General features: G+C 58.3%; 16 protein-coding genes, 1 tRNA gene and 2 pseudogenes. 10 read left to right on the top strand and 9 right to left on the bottom strand.

The genetic code is table 11. The features are described 5' to 3' along the window. Nucleotide 1: 1 nt before the first annotated feature. Together ACP8IT_RS00670 and ACP8IT_RS00665 are read right to left on the bottom strand one after the other, a co-directional pair. Entirely contained in the window at nucleotides 2-835 is an 834-nt protein-coding gene (locus ACP8IT_RS00670; protein WP_237800088.1) for a hypothetical protein, read from the bottom strand. A 2-nt stretch (nucleotides 836-837) separates the two neighbouring features. Beyond that, entirely contained in the window at nucleotides 838-1,041 is a 204-nt protein-coding gene (locus ACP8IT_RS00665; RefSeq protein WP_284630804.1) for a hypothetical protein, read from the bottom strand. A 154-nt stretch (nucleotides 1,042-1,195) separates the two neighbouring features. Between ACP8IT_RS00665 and ACP8IT_RS00660 the strand changes: the two are divergent. Then, nucleotides 1,196-2,420 (top strand): annotated as a pseudogene (locus ACP8IT_RS00660) (IS256 family transposase). 54 nt (nucleotides 2,421-2,474) lie between these two features. Here the strand turns inward: ACP8IT_RS00660 and ACP8IT_RS00655 are convergent. Next, nucleotides 2,475-3,044 carry an LGFP repeat-containing protein gene (locus ACP8IT_RS00655; protein ID WP_490290196.1) on the bottom strand — a complete coding sequence of 190 codons (570 nt, stop codon included), beginning with the start codon at nucleotides 3,042-3,044 and terminating at the stop codon, nucleotides 2,475-2,477. 413 nt (nucleotides 3,045-3,457) lie between these two features. On the opposite strand from ACP8IT_RS00655, the pseudogene ACP8IT_RS00650 reads away from it, so the two are divergent. Further along, a pseudogene (locus ACP8IT_RS00650) lies at nucleotides 3,458-3,717 on the top strand (IS481 family transposase); the annotation flags it as partial. A 97-nt stretch (nucleotides 3,718-3,814) separates the two neighbouring features. Here the strand turns inward: ACP8IT_RS00650 and ACP8IT_RS00645 are convergent. Further along, nucleotides 3,815-3,899 (bottom strand) — tRNA-Ser (locus ACP8IT_RS00645). 128 nt (nucleotides 3,900-4,027) lie between these two features. On the opposite strand from ACP8IT_RS00645, the gene ACP8IT_RS00640 reads away from it, so the two are divergent. Further along, entirely contained in the window at nucleotides 4,028-4,984 is a 957-nt protein-coding gene (locus ACP8IT_RS00640; RefSeq protein ID WP_490290616.1) for an NAD(P)H-quinone oxidoreductase, read from the top strand. 28 nt (nucleotides 4,985-5,012) lie between these two features. Here the strand turns inward: ACP8IT_RS00640 and ACP8IT_RS00635 are convergent, their stop codons facing one another. Then, the gene (locus ACP8IT_RS00635) at nucleotides 5,013-6,266 is read right to left on the bottom strand and encodes an aminotransferase class V-fold PLP-dependent enzyme (protein WP_490290195.1); all 1,254 of its coding nucleotides are present in this window, start codon (nucleotides 6,264-6,266) and stop codon (nucleotides 5,013-5,015) included. Between the two features lie 214 nt (nucleotides 6,267-6,480). On the opposite strand from ACP8IT_RS00635, the gene wzm reads away from it, so the two are divergent. Beyond that, nucleotides 6,481-7,332, top strand: a complete 852-nt coding sequence (wzm, locus tag ACP8IT_RS00630) for a galactan export ABC transporter permease subunit Wzm/RfbD (protein WP_042404151.1) — start codon at nucleotides 6,481-6,483, stop codon at nucleotides 7,330-7,332. Nucleotides 7,333-7,388: 56 nt separating this feature from the next. Continuing rightward, nucleotides 7,389-8,189: a galactan export ABC transporter ATP-binding subunit Wzt/RfbE gene (gene wzt / locus ACP8IT_RS00625; protein WP_005276318.1), complete on the top strand. Its 801-nt coding sequence runs from the start codon at nucleotides 7,389-7,391 to the stop codon at nucleotides 8,187-8,189. A gap of 3 nt (nucleotides 8,190-8,192) precedes the next feature. Here wzt and ACP8IT_RS00620 read toward each other — a convergent pair whose 3' ends face one another. Next, nucleotides 8,193-8,858, bottom strand: a complete 666-nt coding sequence (locus ACP8IT_RS00620; protein ID WP_490290194.1) for a GNAT family N-acetyltransferase — start codon at nucleotides 8,856-8,858, stop codon at nucleotides 8,193-8,195. A 62-nt stretch (nucleotides 8,859-8,920) separates the two neighbouring features. Between ACP8IT_RS00620 and glfT1 the strand changes: the two genes are divergently transcribed. Then, complete coding sequence (glfT1, locus tag ACP8IT_RS00615) at nucleotides 8,921-9,838, top strand: galactofuranosyltransferase GlfT1 (protein ID WP_284831756.1); 918 nt, start codon at nucleotides 8,921-8,923, stop codon at nucleotides 9,836-9,838. 24 nt (nucleotides 9,839-9,862) lie between these two features. On the opposite strand, the gene ACP8IT_RS00610 is transcribed toward glfT1, so the two are convergent. The 3 genes from ACP8IT_RS00610 to ACP8IT_RS00600 are packed head-to-tail and all read right to left on the bottom strand — an operon-like array spanning nucleotide 9,863 to nucleotide 11,697. Continuing rightward, a complete protein-coding gene (locus ACP8IT_RS00610; RefSeq protein ID WP_005280656.1) occupies nucleotides 9,863-10,303 on the bottom strand; it encodes a GtrA family protein in 441 nt (146 codons plus the stop codon). 11 nt (nucleotides 10,304-10,314) lie between these two features. Continuing rightward, complete coding sequence (locus ACP8IT_RS00605) at nucleotides 10,315-11,223, bottom strand: plasmid pRiA4b ORF-3 family protein (protein ID WP_490290193.1); 909 nt, start codon at nucleotides 11,221-11,223, stop codon at nucleotides 10,315-10,317. A gap of 9 nt (nucleotides 11,224-11,232) precedes the next feature. Beyond that, complete coding sequence (locus ACP8IT_RS00600; protein ID WP_284631958.1) at nucleotides 11,233-11,697, bottom strand: hypothetical protein; 465 nt, start codon at nucleotides 11,695-11,697, stop codon at nucleotides 11,233-11,235. Nucleotides 11,698-11,731: 34 nt separating this feature from the next. Between ACP8IT_RS00600 and ACP8IT_RS00595 the strand changes: the two genes are divergently transcribed. From ACP8IT_RS00595 to ACP8IT_RS00580, 4 genes are all read left to right on the top strand, one after another. Then, nucleotides 11,732-12,007 (top strand): hypothetical protein, encoded by a 276-nt coding sequence (locus tag ACP8IT_RS00595; RefSeq protein WP_005280647.1) that lies wholly within the window; start codon nucleotides 11,732-11,734, stop codon nucleotides 12,005-12,007. Between the two features lie 127 nt (nucleotides 12,008-12,134). Next, nucleotides 12,135-13,550 carry a decaprenylphosphoryl-beta-D-ribose oxidase gene (dprE1, locus tag ACP8IT_RS00590; protein ID WP_023029921.1) on the top strand — a complete coding sequence of 472 codons (1,416 nt, stop codon included), beginning with the start codon at nucleotides 12,135-12,137 and terminating at the stop codon, nucleotides 13,548-13,550. A 43-nt stretch (nucleotides 13,551-13,593) separates the two neighbouring features. Then, the gene (dprE2, locus tag ACP8IT_RS00585) at nucleotides 13,594-14,352 is read left to right on the top strand and encodes a decaprenylphospho-beta-D-erythro-pentofuranosid-2-ulose 2-reductase (protein ID WP_490290192.1); all 759 of its coding nucleotides are present in this window, start codon (nucleotides 13,594-13,596) and stop codon (nucleotides 14,350-14,352) included. A gap of 144 nt (nucleotides 14,353-14,496) precedes the next feature. Next, nucleotides 14,497-16,473 (top strand): galactan 5-O-arabinofuranosyltransferase, encoded by a 1,977-nt coding sequence (locus ACP8IT_RS00580; RefSeq protein ID WP_490290191.1) that lies wholly within the window; start codon nucleotides 14,497-14,499, stop codon nucleotides 16,471-16,473. The last annotated feature ends 31 nt before the right edge of the window (nucleotides 16,474-16,504 follow it).

Here is a 16,504-nt window from a genome sequence, read left to right as displayed (position 1 = left end):
TTTAGTTCCCTTCGTGTTCGCGGTCCCAGGTGTGTTCACGACGTTCAAATAAAGCGCATGGTCCGTACTTTTTAGGCAAAGGGTATCCACTATTGATGAGTGTTGCACGCCCGGTGAGGAATTGCCTGTTGAAGGGATCGAGTCCGAAAAGTTGTGCGCATTCGAAGAGATCTTCGGTAGTAAACCGCTTGCGTAGTGGACCTTTTTTGGTTTTGAGTCGTTCTAGTCCGGGGAAGGCAAATTCTTCGCCGTCAGGCCAGTCGGTAAAAGCCTGGAACCGGGATTCTCCTTCCCCGATCCCTACAATAAAGGTATTGTTTCCTCGGATTTCAGCGACAGGGGCGCGTTTGCCGATAGCAGCATCCATATCGTAGGTGTCGATGATGAGGCACTTGTTGCCTGAGCGGTAGTTCCATCCTGTGACGATTTTGCGTTCATCTGGCTCATCCACGATACGTAGCTGTGTCATACCGGGAACAAAAGGAATAGAACCGTTATACCTAACGGTTGCGAAAAAGTCGTGATTGTTGCTCGTATCATCGCTGATAAACCACACCCAATCGGGATTCGTGGTTTCTAAGACTGCTGCCCAACGACGAGGAAACTGCGGATCGTGGACCCCAAGGCGTAGCGCATGGGGAAGATCATCGACGGTGGTATCAATGTTCACGTATTGCTGTGACCAGTAACTATTAGCTGTGTCTAAAGGCGTGTGGAAAACATTTGACCGTGCGGCAGCCTCAACCGCATAATCAAAAGGCAGCTTCAAAAATAACTGATCATAAGAATACGGGGCTAGCAGATAATCAATATCTCGCCGCAGGTACACACCCATCTTTAAATCCCTTCCCTGAGCGAAGCGACATAGTTGTCTACTCCATCTCGATTGGCTTTGATGACTTTCCAAAGTTCAGAGGACTCATCAAGCTTGTCTAGTGTAAGCAGCCAAATAACCGCATCCGGATTCGCATCCAACTGCTGCTGTGCATGGTACGGCGCCCTGGATGCAGGTGGGCGGTCGAACTCAGTTTTAATTGACACACCATCCTCGTGGACGATATTAAGGTCGGGGCGTGGTTGCGTCCAGTAGCGTGGTGTATCTGTAACTGACGGTGGGCCCCTTATGAATGAGGCCGGCGACCACCGTAGTACCTTTCGATTCCGTAACCACACTTCCTCGAAAGGGATAACCACGATGGCCGCTAGCCCATATTCTATAGACCCGACTACCTACTTAGACGAATTGCTTGCCCAAGCATCCCCAGATCTCATGCGCGAGATGCTTCAAGGATTCATCAACCAAATCCTATCGACTCAAGCAGACCAGATCTGCGGCGCCGACTACGCCACCACGTCTAAGTCTCGAACCAATGTCCGCAATGGCTACCGCCACCGCGATCTTGATACTCGCGTTGGCACCATTGATGTCGCTGTACCCAAACTACGTACCGGGTCATTTTTCCCGGACTGGTTATTGCAACGACGCACTCGGGCAGAACGAGCACTAACAACCGTAATAGCTACCTGCTATTTAAAAGGCGTGTCCACACGCAGGATGAACGATCTCGTCGCCAGTTTGGGAATTAATAATCTTTCAAAGTCGCAGGTATCTGACATGGCTAAAGACCTGGACGAGATGGTCGAAGACTTCCGTACCCGACCACTCGATACCGGTCCATACCTGTATGTTGCCTGTGATGCATTGACCATGAAAGTCCGCGAAGGAGGACGCGTGGTCAAAGCTTCCGTCCTCGTGGCTACCGGGGTTAATGCCGAAGGCTATCGGCATGCAGGTTGCTACATCTGAGTCTGTGGCGTCGTGGACTGGGTTCTTTAGGGATCTTAAAGCTCGCGGACTTAATGAGGTCTATCTTGTCACCAGTGACGCGCATCTAGGAATCCAGCATGTGATTAGTGACGTGTTGCCGAATGCGTCCTGGCAGCGGTGTCGAACGCACTTTTCTAAAAACCTGTCTTCGATGGTTGCCAAGACCCAGTGGCCAACCCTATCGGCGATGTTTCATACGATATTCCAGCAACCAGACTCGGAATCGGTGTGGTCCCAAGCACGTGAGGTCGTAGCGTTTTGTGAAGATAAATTCCCCCACGTTGCCAGCTACCTGGAAGAAGCCCTCGACGAGCTCTTAGCTTTTACCAACGCCCCGAAATCCGTCTGGAAGAAAGTCTGGTCGAATAACCCTACTGAACGGCTCAATCGTGAAATCCGCAGGCGTACGGATGTTGTAGGCATCTTCCCCAATCGTGACGCTGTCGTGCGCCTTGTTGGTGCTGTCCTAGCAGAACAACACGATGACTGGATCCAGCAAAACCGCTACATGTCACTAACCAGCCTGGAACAGACCAAAGCATTGATTACCGCCAACGTCATAGACGCTGACACCACCAAGGAGGTCGCATGAACCAGTTAAAGCACCGAGCACGTGCTGGCCCCTGACACCATCACACTGCATGCTCTATCGAAAGGTAGAAACACCACTCAAACGGACTTGACCAGTCTTTTCCGGGGTAAGCAACTCATCAGTGGTTGGGTACCCTAGCTCACCGGTCTCCCAGCCTTGCTGAGCCCATTTATCGCGAATGCCTCCCCACACTTGATGAGCATCAGTCTCTGGCGACCAGTAGATAGACCCGCCCTGGAAATGGTTAAACCGCCCCTTACCATCAGGGGTCTTCAACTCATCCGTAATGGGATATCCCAAGGCCGCGCCTTCCCAGCCAAGATCTCCCCACTTATTGCGAATACGCCCACCCACTTGGTGAGCAATTCCATTATCAACACCAGCATGCCAATAAATGGAGGCATCCTTAGCAAAAACCTGGAACCGACCATTATTTTTAGCTACACGCTCATCAGTTGTAGCGTCGCCAAAAGTCTGCCACCCACCAAGCCGGTGATACGCCTCTTCAATACGGCCACCAATCCAATGGCCGTGAAAAACCTTGGCGCTTGAAACACCAGCACCAGCAAAAGTAACACTGGCACATACCGCAATAGTTGCAGTCAACTTCTTAGCGAATTTCATCCGTAGCCCTTTCCCGCCACCGCATTTAAAAACAGCTAAACACCAGATAATTGACAGATAAGGTTAGGGTAGCCTTATGCATACGGGTAGTCCATAGTTAAATATTTAGGAACTTTCTTAAAACCTAAATAATTCACCAAAACGCCAGGTAACACATGCACAGCCTTGATTTTCAAATCCTGGAACGACACTCGAACCAACCTATATGGGGGTATATTAGACCCTAATCTAAACATTCATGCTGCACATACAGTCTCGACAGTGTAAGAAACTGAGAGCTTCCGCCCCATTTGGGCAAGGTGGGGATCCCGGTGTTACGCCTTGTAGTTGTCTCTGTAATCTGGTAAGAGGCAGCGAAGGTCATGTATGGGGGTATTAATTTCGTGGGGTGGGCCTAGGCAAAAGCCAGCCTCAACAATCCCACACAAGAATGGCGCACCAGAAAAGACATCGTCTGGGACAGAAGGCAAAGTCACCGTCCGCTACGCCGGCAAACTCTTCCACCTAGGCATCGGACGCGCATTCAAGAAACAAAAAATCCTCATGGCCATCGCCGACAACCACATCACTAGCTGCGACCGGAGAAGTCATCACCGAGCACTACATCGACACAGCCCGCGACTACCAAAAGCCCTACTGGAAAAAAGGGGACCCACCCCTAAACCCCAAATAACAAGAAAACCGGCACCCAGAACAAAAACAACTGAGATGCCGGTTTGTCAACGATGTCGCGACTGACCTGTCAAGCATGTCGCGACTCATGACACCTGCGGAGACGGCGGGATTTGAACCCGCGGAGGAATAAACCTCGCCGGTTTTCAAGACCGGTGCATTCGGCCGCTCTGCCACGTCTCCATCGTGCCGAAAAGGCAACTTGGTTAGCTTACTAAACGGTTCCGCGCGAATCACATTGCCCCACGAGGAAATGGACGTGGCGCACACCACACCTTCTCCATTAGATTGGCGGTATGAGTGCTACACAGATGAAGGCAATCGTCCAGACCGATCCTGATACCCCACGGTCGCTAGAGCTACAGGACGTAGACGTTCCCGAGCTGCGTTCCGGCGAGGTACTGGTGAAGGTGAAGGCCGCGGGCGTCAACCGCGGCGATATTCTGCAGACGATGGGCGCGTACCCGCCGCCACCAGGGGCATCGGAAATCATTGGCCTAGAGGCCGCCGGCGTGATTGAGGATGCCGGCGATACGGATTGGGAAACCGGTACCGAGGTGGGCTGTTTGCTCGCGGGCGGCGGCTATGCGGAATACGTCGCCGTCCCGCAGGGTCAACTCCTTCCGCTGCCCAAGGGATTTAGCTTGGAAGAAACCGCGGCCGTGGTTGAGGTCGGCTGCACCGTGTGGTCCAACTTGGGCATCGAGGCGGGCCTGCACGAGGGCCAGCGCGTGCTCATCCACGGCGGTGGCGGTGGCATCGGTACCTTTGCCATCCAGGTGGCAAAGGCGCTGGGCGCTGAGGTGGCTGTTACCGCCGGCTCGCAGGAAAAGCTGGATCGCTGCCGCGAGCTCGGCGCGGATATTCTCATCAACTACAAGGAGCAGGATTTCGTCGACGAGCTCAAGGGCAGCTGCGATGTCATCCTAGATATCATCGGCGCGAAGTACCTGGAAAAGAACATGAAGTGCCTGGCCAAGGACGGCAAGCTCATCATCATTGGCATGCAGGGCGGCACCAAGGCGGATATCAACTTAGCCCCCATGCTGCCGAAGCGCCTAACCATTCAGGGCACGACGCTGCGCGCGCGTGACTTGGACGATAAGGCGGAGATCGTCGCCGGCACCATCAAGAATGTGTGGCCCATGCTGGAGGATGGCCGCGTGAAGCACGCGCTGCATGGCACGTACCCGCTTGCCGATGCCGCCCAAGCCCACACCGCCCTCGACAGCGGCGAGGTCACCGGCACGCTGGTGCTTACGATGTAGCTTCCCGGCGCGCCTTACTCAAGCGAACCTAGGCGAGCGAGGCAACGACGCGAACGAGGTGCTCGATATCGTAGTGGGTATTAAACGGGCCTAATGCCACGGTGACGGCACCGCCGATCTCTTCCACGCCCATTTCCGTAAGCAGAGGCGTTTGCGGGGCCAGGGTGGTGACGAGCCCATTATCAAAGAGGCGCTTGTACACCGTCTCCGCGGGCACGCCTTGGACCGCAAAGGTAAGGCGCGGCAAGCGATTATCGGACGCACCCGCTGCTGCCTCGCCGGTAATACCCAGGATGTGCACGGCGGGAAGCGTGCTCAAAAATGAGTACAGATCCGCGCGCAAGTCCTCGAGGTAAGCGCTCAGGGCGGTCATGGACTTATTAAGCCGCACCCGGCGCGATCCCTTATCCCCACCGGCCAGGGCCGCGAGGTGGTCCACCAGCGGCCCCACGCCGCCGGCCAAGCCGGAGGAGACGGGAGTTTCTAGCTTGCGGCCGTCTTCCTTGGAATAGATGGGATTTAGGGCATCCAGGCGGCGGAGCATGCGCGTATCGCGGAAGACCAAGGCGGCCATTTGGGGCCCGCCAAGCAGGCCGATGTCGATGCCCACGATATCCGCGCCCAGCTCATCGAAGCGGATGGGGCGGTAGGGCGCGATTGCGGAGACATCGAGAAGCGTCCAGGCACGCGAGCGCCCCCGCACCGTGTCAATGATCTCCTCGGCCGGGGATACCGTGCCCAGAAGCTCATGCGCGGCGGAAAAGGAGACGAGCCTGGTGGAGCCATCGACAAGCTCCGCGAACTGGAACCCCGGCAATTCGCCGGTGCCCAGATCCGGCTGCGCCCAGCGGATATCGGCGCGCACCTCAGAAAAAGCGGAATACAGCGTGGTCGGGTCCAGCTTGGACAGCACCACCGAGGAGTTGCTGCCCAATAGCGGGCGTGCCGCGCGCGCTAAGGATTGATACAGCACGGGCAAGGATGGGCCAAGGACCACGCGGTCCGCCTTGGAACCGGTGAGATCCGCAATGGCCATGCGCGCTGCCGCGTAGTTGCCATCGCCTGCCAGCCGACCCGGCTCTGGCGCGGCCGAGTGGGCGCCGCCTGGGCCCTCTTGCGTCGCTACCGCCGTCGCCATCCGGAAGGACCGGGCAACGCCGGAGGTCACGCGCTCCGAAATTTGGGGCACCGCGTGCGCGTTGAGGTACGTCCAGCCATCAGATAGCCCGGTGTACAAACCTCGCGCACTAAAGACGTCATAGTGTGCCGAAGCTGCTGGCATTAGGTCCCCTTCTTCATCGCACTGAACAACTGCCACCACGTGGCGGTCGATTCCCTACTGTATACGCATTTGGCTTCAGTTTCCCAAATCTGAATTTTCCCTGGGCATCGCTGTTTTCGCAGGCTAGCGGCGTGTAGTTCCCCGTTTGCCCAGCACGCGCGCTAGGGTGTTGGGCGTGCAAGATAACAATCAACTGCGCGCTGATATCGCCCGCATGACCTCCCAGCCAGAAGGCGAGGCCGTTCCAGCGTCCCAGTCCATGACCCTCAAGGCTGCTTTCGCGGACCTTACGCGGGGTGCACAGCAGCGTGAGCTGTGGTTCAAGCTGGGCCTGCAAGATATCAAGCAGCGCTACCGCCGCTCTGTCCTTGGCCCGTTCTGGATCACCATCGCCACCGGTGTGATGGCGCTTGCCTTGGGCCTGCTGTATTCCATGCTTTTCCAGATTCCCGTCGCGGAATTCCTTCCCCACGTCACCGTGGGCCTTATTATGTGGACCTTCATCTCGGGCTGCATCAAGGAAGGCGCCACGGTCTTTATTGAAAATGAGGGACTGATTAAGCAGCTTCCCGCCCCGCTTTCGGTGCACGTGTACCGCCTGGTGTGGCGCCAAACGCTGTTTTTGGGCCATAACCTCATCATCTGGCTCTTGCTCATTATGATCTTCCCGCGCAACCTGGGCTGGGAATTCTTCCTCTTCATCCCCGGGCTGCTCCTCCTGCTCATCAACGGTGTGTGGGTCACCATGTTCTTTGGCATCATCGCCACGCGCTTTCGCGATGTTGCCCCACTGCTAGAGGCCCTGACGCAGCTATTGTTCTACGTCACCCCGATTGTCTGGATGACCAATACACTCAAGGACCAAGGCGGTGCGGTGGCGGACCGCGCCCGCATCGCGGAAATCAACCCGCTGTATCACTACCTGGAAATCGTGCGCGCCCCAATGATTGGTGAGCCCGTTGCCGCCTACCACTGGTGGATCGTCATCGGCTGCACCGCAATCGGCCTGTTCATCGCCGGGCTAGTCATGCGCAAGTGGCGCTTCCGCGTGAGCTACTGGGTATAGCCTCCCTTCCTTTACTCCCATCCCCACCATGAGGCTCGTTGAAAGGATAAAAACTAATGGTCTCAATCGATACGTATAACGCGTGCGTGGACTTTCCCATCTTTGATGCTAAATCCCGCTCCCTAAAAAAGGCCATGCTTTCTACTGCGGGCGGTGCCATTGGGAAAAATGCCCACAACACCGTGGTGGTTGAGGCGCTGCGGGATATTAACCTGCACCTGCGCGAAGGCGATCGCGTCGGGCTCGTTGGCCACAATGGCGCCGGCAAGTCCACGCTGCTGCGCCTGCTTTCCGGCATCTACGAGCCCACGCGCGGTACTGCCGATGTCCGCGGGCGCGTCGCCCCCGTCTTTGACTTGGGCGTGGGCATGGACCCGGAGGTATCCGGCTACGACAACATCATCATCCGCGGGCTGTTTTTGGGCCAGTCCATCAAGCAGATGAAGAAAAAGATGGATGAGATCGCGGAGTTCTCCGAGCTGGGCGATTACTTATCGATGCCCCTGCGCACCTACTCCACCGGTATGCGCGTGCGCCTAGCCCTCGGCGTGGTGACCTCCATCGAGCCGGAAATCCTGCTGCTGGATGAGGGCATCGGCGCCGTCGACGCCGCCTTCATGGCCAAGGCCCGCGTGCGCCTGCAAGAGCTGGTTAAGCGCTCCGGCATCTTGGTCTTTGCCTCTCACTCCAATGACTTTTTGGCGCAGCTGTGCAATACCGCGCTGTGGATCGATCACGGCGAAATCCGCTCCGTGGGCGAGGTCTCCGAGGTCGTGGGCCAGTACGAGGGCCCAGAAGTAGGCGAATACGTGCGCGATCTGCGCCAGCGCTTTGAGGGCGAAGAGGCAGCCGGGTAGAAGCTAGCGCAGCATCCCCAGCAGCTGCTGGCTCAGCCCGGAGACCTCCACGTGCAGGTCATCCGGGCGTTTATAGGTGTCGGCCTCCACGCGCGCAGTCACGTGCCGCTGCGAACTATTCTCTGGCCCCGCCTTTTCTTCTCCTTCAGAAACCACCTGGTAACCCAGCTTCTGGCTCACCCGCGCCGAGGCCTCATTCTGTGCCGCCCAGCTCGTGGTCATCGCCTGCGCACCCAGGTAATCGAGCCCAAAGGCCACCACCGCGTGCCGGATGAGCGTGCCCACACCCTGGCCCTGGAACCGGTGAAAGACCCAGGAACCGGTCGCGATTTCTCGCGCCATAGCAAAGTCCTGCGCCCGCGCATCGATGGTGCCCAGGATTTCCCCCGAATGCACCTCGCGCACGATGAAATCCAAGGACCACTTTTCTGGGCGCAGCTGCGCGCGGTTGGTCCACCGGAACTGGGCCGCCGCTGCAGGCGTATTCATCCCGGGCTTAAAGAGCCACGGAAAGGCGTAATCCGGAATGTCTGCGCCGTAGATATCCTCTGGCGTCACACCGGCAATTGCCGCAATATCCTCATCGCGCATCACGCGCAGTTCCACGCCAGGGTGAGTAGTATCGCTCGCGCGAATCGTCAGCCCGAACGGTGGCCACATGCTTTCCATAGGAAGTCAGCTTAGCACACGCGGAGTGTTTATCCGCGGCAGATCCATTCCCCGGTGGCAAGATGGAACGCATGACTGCCACCCTTGATTCCACCGGTACCACCGCTGCCGTCATTGTCACCCACCAGCGCGCGGACTTGCTGCGCGCCTCGCTCGAAAAGGTAGTCAACCAAACCCACCCCGTCGAGTGGGTCATCGTGGTGGATAATGGCGCCGAAGATGCGGTCCGTGACGTGGTGGAATCCCTGGCAGGTGATCGAGCGGTCTATGTGCCGTCCAAGACCAACCTGGGTGGTGCGGGCGGTTTCGCCCTCGGTTTTCTTACCGCGCTATCGCTCGGTGCCGACGCCGTGTGGTGCGCCGATGATGATGGCCGCCCCGCCGATTACGGCGTATTAGAAGAGCTCTACCGCGTGGCAGGAAATAATAACCTGCACGAAGTCTCACCTGCCGTGTGCAATATCGACGATCCCGGCCGCCTGGCCTTCCCGTTGCGCCAAGGGTTGGTGTGGCGCCGCCGCATGGAGGAACTCGAGGGAGACTTCCTGCCCGGCATCGCCTCTCTGTTTAACGGCGCCCTGATTTCCGCCGCGGCGATGCAAACCATCGGCGTGCCGGATTATCGCCTCTTCATCCGCGGCGATGAGGTGGAATACCACCGCCGCTTGGTCAACTCCGGGCTGTCCTTCGGCACCGCCTTGACCACCAGCTACCTGCACCCAGATGGCTCGGATGAATTCAAGCCCATCCTGGGCGGCAAGATGCATACCCAGTACCCGGAAGGCGAGTTCAAGCGCTTTTTCACCTACCGCAACCGCGGCTACCTGCTGTGGCAGCGCGGCATGCGCAAGCTTTTGCCCCAGGAATTTGCTCGCTTTGGCTGGTTCTTCTTGGTCCAACGCCACGATCCGGCCGGCTTCCTGGAGTGGCTCAAGCTGCACAACCGCGGGCGCCGCGAGGATTTCCGCCGCCCCCGGTAATCGCTCCTAAGGCGTGCCGCTGGCCTATTTTTCCTTAAAGATAAAGACCCGCTGGATGGCAAAGTTGGTCACCGTCGCCACGCCTTGGGCAATGACGAAGGCGATGGTGTCTTTCACCGCGCCCTCAAAACCTAAAGAAATGAGGGGCTCATTGAGCACCCAGTACAAGAAATTCTGCACGGCAAAGGTGGATACGTATAACACGCCCACCGTCGCGGCCGTGCGGCCGGACACCTTCGTGCCAAAGGTCCAGCGCGCATTGGCCAGATAGGCAGCGATGGTGCCAAAAACCCAACCAATCGCTTTCGCCCCAGAGCGGTGCAGACCTAAGTGGGTCAATAACAGTGTCAGCCCATAGTCAATGACGGCGGCAAAGACGCCCACCGCAATAAATCGCACCAGCTGCTGCTTCAAAGAGCTGGAGGGGCGCTTTACTTCTGCAGCATCTTCAAGTGGATTAGTCACAGGCAGTTAGCTTACCCGCGCAGCAGCGCGCGGTACATGTCTAGGCGGTACACCGGCGCGGCGGCATCTTTGCCGTAGGCACCAACCTGGGCCAATTGGCGCAAAGAGGCCTCGCACAGCGCGCGAATCTCCGCGCCTTTCAAGGTGTTGCCATCATCGTTGACCCAGCCCAAGGCATCCATGGTGGTTTCCACCACAGAATCGGTCAGCTCGTCACCGCCCATGCAGGATAGCGCCAAGGCCATGGACCAAAAGGCATCCTTGCCCTCGTTGGTAACCTCACGCGGCAGGCTAGCCAGTGCCTCGGCGGTGGCCGCCGATAGGTCGCTTCCACGGTTTAAGTCCATGGCCTGTAAGAGCGGAACAAAGTCATAAAGCTTGGTGCGCTCGATGAGCGCCCTTACCTGGGGTTTAACCTGTGCCAGGACTTCATCGGTGATCTTTTCACCGGTTAATGCCCGGTTCACCGCGGTAAGTTCAAAGGGTGCAAAGAGGCTGCCCGAGCCGCCCACGCACAGCGCGCTGGGGGTGCCATTATCGCGGGGATAGATTTCCGCGACCACCAGCTCAAAGTCCCAGAGCCCCCACACAAAATCGATCTGGTCTCCCTCACGCCAGAGGAATTCGGAAGCTTGACGCTCTGGATCAAGGCGCGGACCGCGGGCATCGGTGTGTTCATAAAAATGCCACGGGGACTTTTCATCCGGCAGCCCAAAGCAGATATGCAGTACTTTCTGCAGCTCGTGCAGGGTAAGTGCATCGCTAAAGCCGATTTGGCGGTGCACCTCCTCATCCGCGCGGATATTGGAGGCTTGGCAAATAACGGTGAGCGGTTCCCGCTTTAATGACAGCAGCGGGTCAGCACGGCGAGCCCGTGCCTGTCCAATATCGGTGACCCCTGCATTCATGGGCCCCACCATACGCAAATTTTAAGAAGCCAGTTTTTCTATATCGCGCGCTTCTAGCTCGCTGATAATAAACGTCGCGGCCGCTCCGATTGCTCCCAACAGCGTCCACGGGCGCTTAACGCCGCGCTTGCGCAGGAAAGACACCACCTTGCGGGACACGGCTACATCGGCCCACAAAGCAAGGCCCACCAAGATGAGCACCGCGGCCAAAATGGCCCAGAGCTTTAGGCCCTTATCCGCAAATTCCTGCGGGGAGCGCGGTTCATCGCCGTCCTCTTCGGCCTGGGCGTTGGTATAGGCCACCAATGCGCCAAAACCAATCGTGGACAAAACGTAAGCGGTGATAAGGCCCTTTGTGGATTTGATCCAATCTGGGTAGGAGGTGACGATGCCCTGTGCGGCCGCTTGGGTGATTCGGCCTGCCAAGGTGTCATCGAGGGCGTAATTATCGCGGGATTTTTCTGCTACTTCGTGGTTGTTTGTCATAGCGACCACTCTAAGCGGCGGTAAGCTATTGCGCATGTACTCGGAAAAGACAGAGCATATGACGCCGGCCCAGCAAGCCGCTCAAGATGAGCGTGCCGAGGACGATAAGCGCAACGGGCATTTTGAAGCAACAGAGCACACCAATCTGCCGCTTAGCCCCTTTATGACGCGCCTGATGGCAGAGGAAATGCCGATTTTGGATTCCACTTCGCGGCGCCGCGTGTACGAGATTTTGGGCGCCTACGAAGGGCCCACCATTGAGTCCCAAGCAGGCCTGCCGGAAGAAATCCGCGAGATCATGGATCTCTGAAACACACCATTCGGGGCCGCCTGTGTGCCCCACGATGTTTTAAATATCACGAACGTCACTCCAGCCACCGCACTATGAGCTAGGTAGGCTGGTACATCGATACAATCCGTCGAGCAAAGAGTAAGAGATGGAACTACATACCACCGAAAAGTCCCTGCACGGCTGGGGCCGCACCGCCCCCACGACCGCCCATGTGCTGTCCACGGAAGACGTGGACGTCATCAAGAACGCAGTGGCACAGGTTGCGGAAGATAACTCGGACAAGCCCGCCCACCTGCGCCGCGGCGTCATCGCCCGCGGCATGGGACGCTCCTATGGTGACCCCGCCCAAAATGGCGGCGGCCTGGTCATCGACATGCAAAAGCTGAACAAGATCCACTCCATTGACCCGGAGACCGCGCTTGTCGATGTCGATGGTGGCGTCACCCTCGACCAGCTCATGAAGGCCGCGCTGCCCTATGGCCTGTGGGTTCCGGTCCTGCCGGGCACCCGCCAGGTCACCATCGGCGGCGCCATCGGCCCCGATATCCACGGCAAGAACCACCACTCCGCCGGTTCCTTTGGCAACCACGTAGTTTCCATCGAGCTGCTGGTTGCTGATGGCCGCGTACTCCACCTCACCCCAGAGGGCAGCGACGATGACCCCAGCGGTGAGCTCTTCTGGGCCACCATCGGCGGCATGGGCCTTACCGGCATCATCCTGCGCGCTACCATCCGCATGACCAAGACGGAGACCGCCTACTTCATCGCGGATACGGATCGCACCGATAACCTGGAAGAAACCATTGCCTTCCACTCGGATGGTTCGGAGCACAACTACACCTATTCCTCCGCCTGGTTCGATGTCATCTCCCCAGAGCCGAAGCTAGGCCGCTCCACCATTTCCCGCGGCTCGCTGGCCACCTTGGCGCAGCTCGAGGAATTGGCCCCCAAGCTGGCGAAGGATCCGCTGAAGTTCAACGCGCCGCAGCTGATGACCGTGCCGGATATCTTCCCGTCTTGGACGCTGAATAAGCTCAGCCTGTCCGCTGTGGGCTTGGCCTATTACACCATGGGCGCGCCGGCGAAGAACCAGGTCAAGAACTTGACGCAGTTCTACCAGCCGCTCGATCTCATTGGTGAGTGGAACCGCGGCTACGGTTCCAAGGGCTTTTTGCAGTACCAGTTCGTCGTTCCCACGGAGGCCGTGGAGCCGTTCAAGGAGATCATCCGCGATATCCAGCGCTCCGGCCACTACTCCGCGCTGAACGTATTCAAGCTCTTCGGCGAAGGAAACCGCGCGCCGCTGTCGTACCCGATGCCGGGCTGGAACGTCTGCGTGGACTTCCCCATCCGCCCGGGCTTGGGCGAGCTTCTCGATGACCTGGATCGCCGCGTCATGGAATTTGGCGGCCGCCTGTACTTGGCAAAGGAATCGCGCACCTCCGCCGAGAACTTCCACCAGATGTACCCGGGCCTAGAAGGCTGGCTCAAGACCCGCAATGACATTGACCCCACCGGGGTCTTTGCCTCCGATATGTCCCGCCGCCTCGAGCTGCACTAATCACTGGACTCATCACCACCCTCATGAAGGAGATTTTTAAACCATGCTTAATGCAGTAGGCCAAGCCCAGCACATCCTGCTTTTGGGCGGTACCTCTGAAATCGGCCTCGGCGTCGTCGCTGAGTTCCTTGAGCGCGGCCCCGCCAAGGTCACCCTGGCTGCCCGCGCCCAGTCCCCGCGCATCGAAAAGGCGCAGGCTGACCTGGAGGCCCGCGGCGCGGATGTAGAGATCGTAGACTTTGATGCCACCGACTTTGAATCGCACCCGGCGGTCATCGATAAGGCCTGGGAGCGCGGCGATGTCGATATCGCCATCGTGGCCTTTGGCACCCTGGGGGATCAGGAAGAGCTGTGGCAAAACCACGACAAGGCCGTGGCTTCTGCCCAGACCAACTACACCGCACCCGTCTCCGTCGGCGTGCTGTTGGCCGAAAAGCTCAAGCACCAGGGACATGGCACCATCGTGGCGATGTCCTCGGTGGCCGGCATGCGCGTGCGCCGCTCCAACTTTGTCTACGGCGCCTCCAAGGCCGGAGTGGATGGCTTCTACATCAACTTGGATGAAGCACTGCGCGGCTCCGGCGCCAACGTGCTCGTCGTCCGCCCGGGTCAGGTTCGCACCAAGATGTCGGCCGAGGCCGGCGATGCCCCGCTGACCGTCAACGTCTCTGACGTGGCCAAGGCCACCGTGCAGGCAGTACTGGATGGCAAGCAATCCATCTACGTCCACCCGCTGTTCAAGTACGTCTCGTTGGCATTCAAGTTCATCCCGCAGCCTATCTTCCGCAAGCTGCCGTTCTAACCGCGGTTCCGGCGTGCCTCGCAGCGCGCAGGGTACGCAGGGCCCCTAAAAGGTCCGCGGCCCTGCGCGCTTTGCTAGTTAATAAGCCAGCTCACACCGCGCCTTATCCCAGAAGTGGGATTAAGGTATGCGAAACTAAAGGGCATGACAAGCCCAGCTACGCCTTCCCAAAAAGCTCCAACGAGCGAGAAGAATCGCACCACCGCGTATCACGCAGATGCGCTATCCCACCGCTCTACCCTGCTGGGTATCCTCTTTGCCTCCCTCGGCGGCGGCATTGTCACCCTCCTTGGTTGGTATGCCTTCAAGGCGGTATCCCTGCCGTCCTTTAATACCTCCATGGTCACCCGCGCGCTATCTACCGTCGGCGTCGTCATCACCTTGGTTCTAGCCGGTGGATTTAGCGCGTGGTGGATTTATGACCACTACAAGGAGACTTTCTCCAGGCCGCGGTGGCGCACGTGGGTAACGTACGCGGTGACCTACCTATCGCCGGCCCTTCTCACCCTCGCGTCTATCGGCCTGCCGCTTTCTGCTTCGCGCCTCTGGCTCGATGGCGTACAGGTGGACCAAGCATTCCGCACCCAATTCCTTACCCGCTCGGTAGATCAAATGGGCTATGCGGACATGAACTACCTGGACATGCCCACTTTCTATCCGCTGGGCTGGTTCTGGCTGGGCGGGCGCCTCGGCTCATTGCTCGGCGTCCCAGGCTGGGAGGTCTACCAGCCCTGGTCGCTGATTTCCATCGCGGTAGCAGGCTGCATCCTCGTTCCCATCTGGCAGCACCTCACTAAGTCCCTGCCCGTGGGAACCGCCATCGCGCTGACCACCACCGCCGTCACGCTCACCATTGCGGCGGAAGAGCCATACTCTGCCGTTATCGCCATGGGCATCCCCGCCATTGCGGTCTTGAGCGCTAGGGCTTTCCAGGGCTCACGCTTGTCCACCCTTGCGGTGGCGCTCTACCTGGGCATTTCCGCCACGTTCTACACGCTATTTACTGGTGCGGCCGCGCTTACTGTTGTGAGCCTCATTGCGGTATTTACCGCATTCTATGAGCGCACCTGGCGCCCCATTATCCGGCTTATCATTATCGCGGTTATCTCTATCGCCATCGCGCTGATTGCATGGGCGCCCTATCTCTGGAGCGTGCTGCACTCCAGTGCCCCGCTGCAGACCACCGCGCAGCACTACCTGCCAGAGGAAGGCACGCAGCTTCCGGTGCCCTTCTTGTCTTTGAGCATTATCGGATTCCTCTGCCTGGTCGGCTTGGTCTACACCATCATGCGCCTGAAGAACGCGGAGATGCGCGCGCTCGGTCTTGCCCTCATCGGCATCTACGGGTGGATCATCTTATCCATGGTGGTAACCCTGGCCGGCACCACGCTGCTGAGCTTCCGCCTCGAGGTCATCGTGGTGCTGCTCTTTGCCACCGCCGGCATCCTCGCCCTTGGGGAGGTGCGCACCGTCGGTATTCACCGCCTGTATCCCGCCAGCTTCTCCAGCGCGGGTAATAAGCGCCTGACCGCCGTCTTCGGCGTCATTTTGACGCTGGCGGGTGTGTTCTACGCCCAGCAGATCCCAGAGGAAAATGAGGACGCCATCGACTACGCCTACCGCGATACCGATGGCTACGGTGAGCGTGGGGACCGCTTTACCAGCGATTCCTCCCACCATTACCTCGATATCCACAACTTCATCCAGGACCAGGGCTATACCGCCAATGAAACCGTGGTCCTCACGGATGAAAAGACGTTCATGGCCTACTACCCGTACTGGGGCTTTAACGCCTTTACCAGCCACTATGCCAATCCGCTGGGCGAGTTTACGACGCGCAATGACCAGATTGAAACCTGGGCGAATGACTCCTGGGAGCAAAGCCCAGAGGAATTCAAGGAGTCGCTGGATTCCACCCCATGGCGCGGGCCAGATGTCATGATTTTCCGCGGCGATCTGGACAATAAGGACGATGGTTACAAGCTGCACTTGGCCGAGGATATTTATCCCAACCAGCCCAATATTCGCTTCCGCGCGGTCTTTTTCAACGCTGATGTTTTTGACAAGGGCTGGGAGCTCAAACAAACCGGTCCTTTCGTAACAGCGGTACGAACCCAGTAAGTTCACCCACACTTCGCCCGTGTTATCGGGC

It is taken from the genome of Corynebacterium sp. LaCa_23, assembly GCF_058182375.1.
This window is presented reverse-complemented; position numbering and strand designations above follow the sequence as displayed.

Bases quoted from the DNA above. Each gene is read 5' to 3' on its own strand.
- ACP8IT_RS00635 (WP_490290195.1), bottom strand. From the start codon at position 6,266: ATGCCAGCAGCTTCGGCACACTATGACGTCTTTAGTGCGCGAGGTTTG.
- ACP8IT_RS00605 (WP_490290193.1), bottom strand. From the start codon at position 11,223: ATGGTGGGGCCCATGAATGCAGGGGTCACCGATATTGGACAGGCACGG.
- ACP8IT_RS00580 (WP_490290191.1), top strand. From the start codon at position 14,497: ATGACAAGCCCAGCTACGCCTTCCCAAAAAGCTCCAACGAGCGAGAAG.
- ACP8IT_RS00620 (WP_490290194.1), bottom strand. From the start codon at position 8,858: ATGGAAAGCATGTGGCCACCGTTCGGGCTGACGATTCGCGCGAGCGAT.
- wzm (WP_042404151.1), top strand. From the start codon at position 6,481: ATGACCTCCCAGCCAGAAGGCGAGGCCGTTCCAGCGTCCCAGTCCATG.
- ACP8IT_RS00600 (WP_284631958.1), bottom strand. From the start codon at position 11,697: ATGACAAACAACCACGAAGTAGCAGAAAAATCCCGCGATAATTACGCC.
- wzt (WP_005276318.1), top strand. From the start codon at position 7,389: ATGGTCTCAATCGATACGTATAACGCGTGCGTGGACTTTCCCATCTTT.
- ACP8IT_RS00670 (WP_237800088.1), bottom strand. From the start codon at position 835: ATGGGTGTGTACCTGCGGCGAGATATTGATTATCTGCTAGCCCCGTAT.
- dprE1 (WP_023029921.1), top strand. From the start codon at position 12,135: ATGGAACTACATACCACCGAAAAGTCCCTGCACGGCTGGGGCCGCACC.
- ACP8IT_RS00655 (WP_490290196.1), bottom strand. From the start codon at position 3,044: ATGAAATTCGCTAAGAAGTTGACTGCAACTATTGCGGTATGTGCCAGT.
- ACP8IT_RS00595 (WP_005280647.1), top strand. From the start codon at position 11,732: ATGTACTCGGAAAAGACAGAGCATATGACGCCGGCCCAGCAAGCCGCT.
- ACP8IT_RS00640 (WP_490290616.1), top strand. From the start codon at position 4,028: ATGAAGGCAATCGTCCAGACCGATCCTGATACCCCACGGTCGCTAGAG.
- dprE2 (WP_490290192.1), top strand. From the start codon at position 13,594: ATGCTTAATGCAGTAGGCCAAGCCCAGCACATCCTGCTTTTGGGCGGT.
- glfT1 (WP_284831756.1), top strand. From the start codon at position 8,921: ATGGAACGCATGACTGCCACCCTTGATTCCACCGGTACCACCGCTGCC.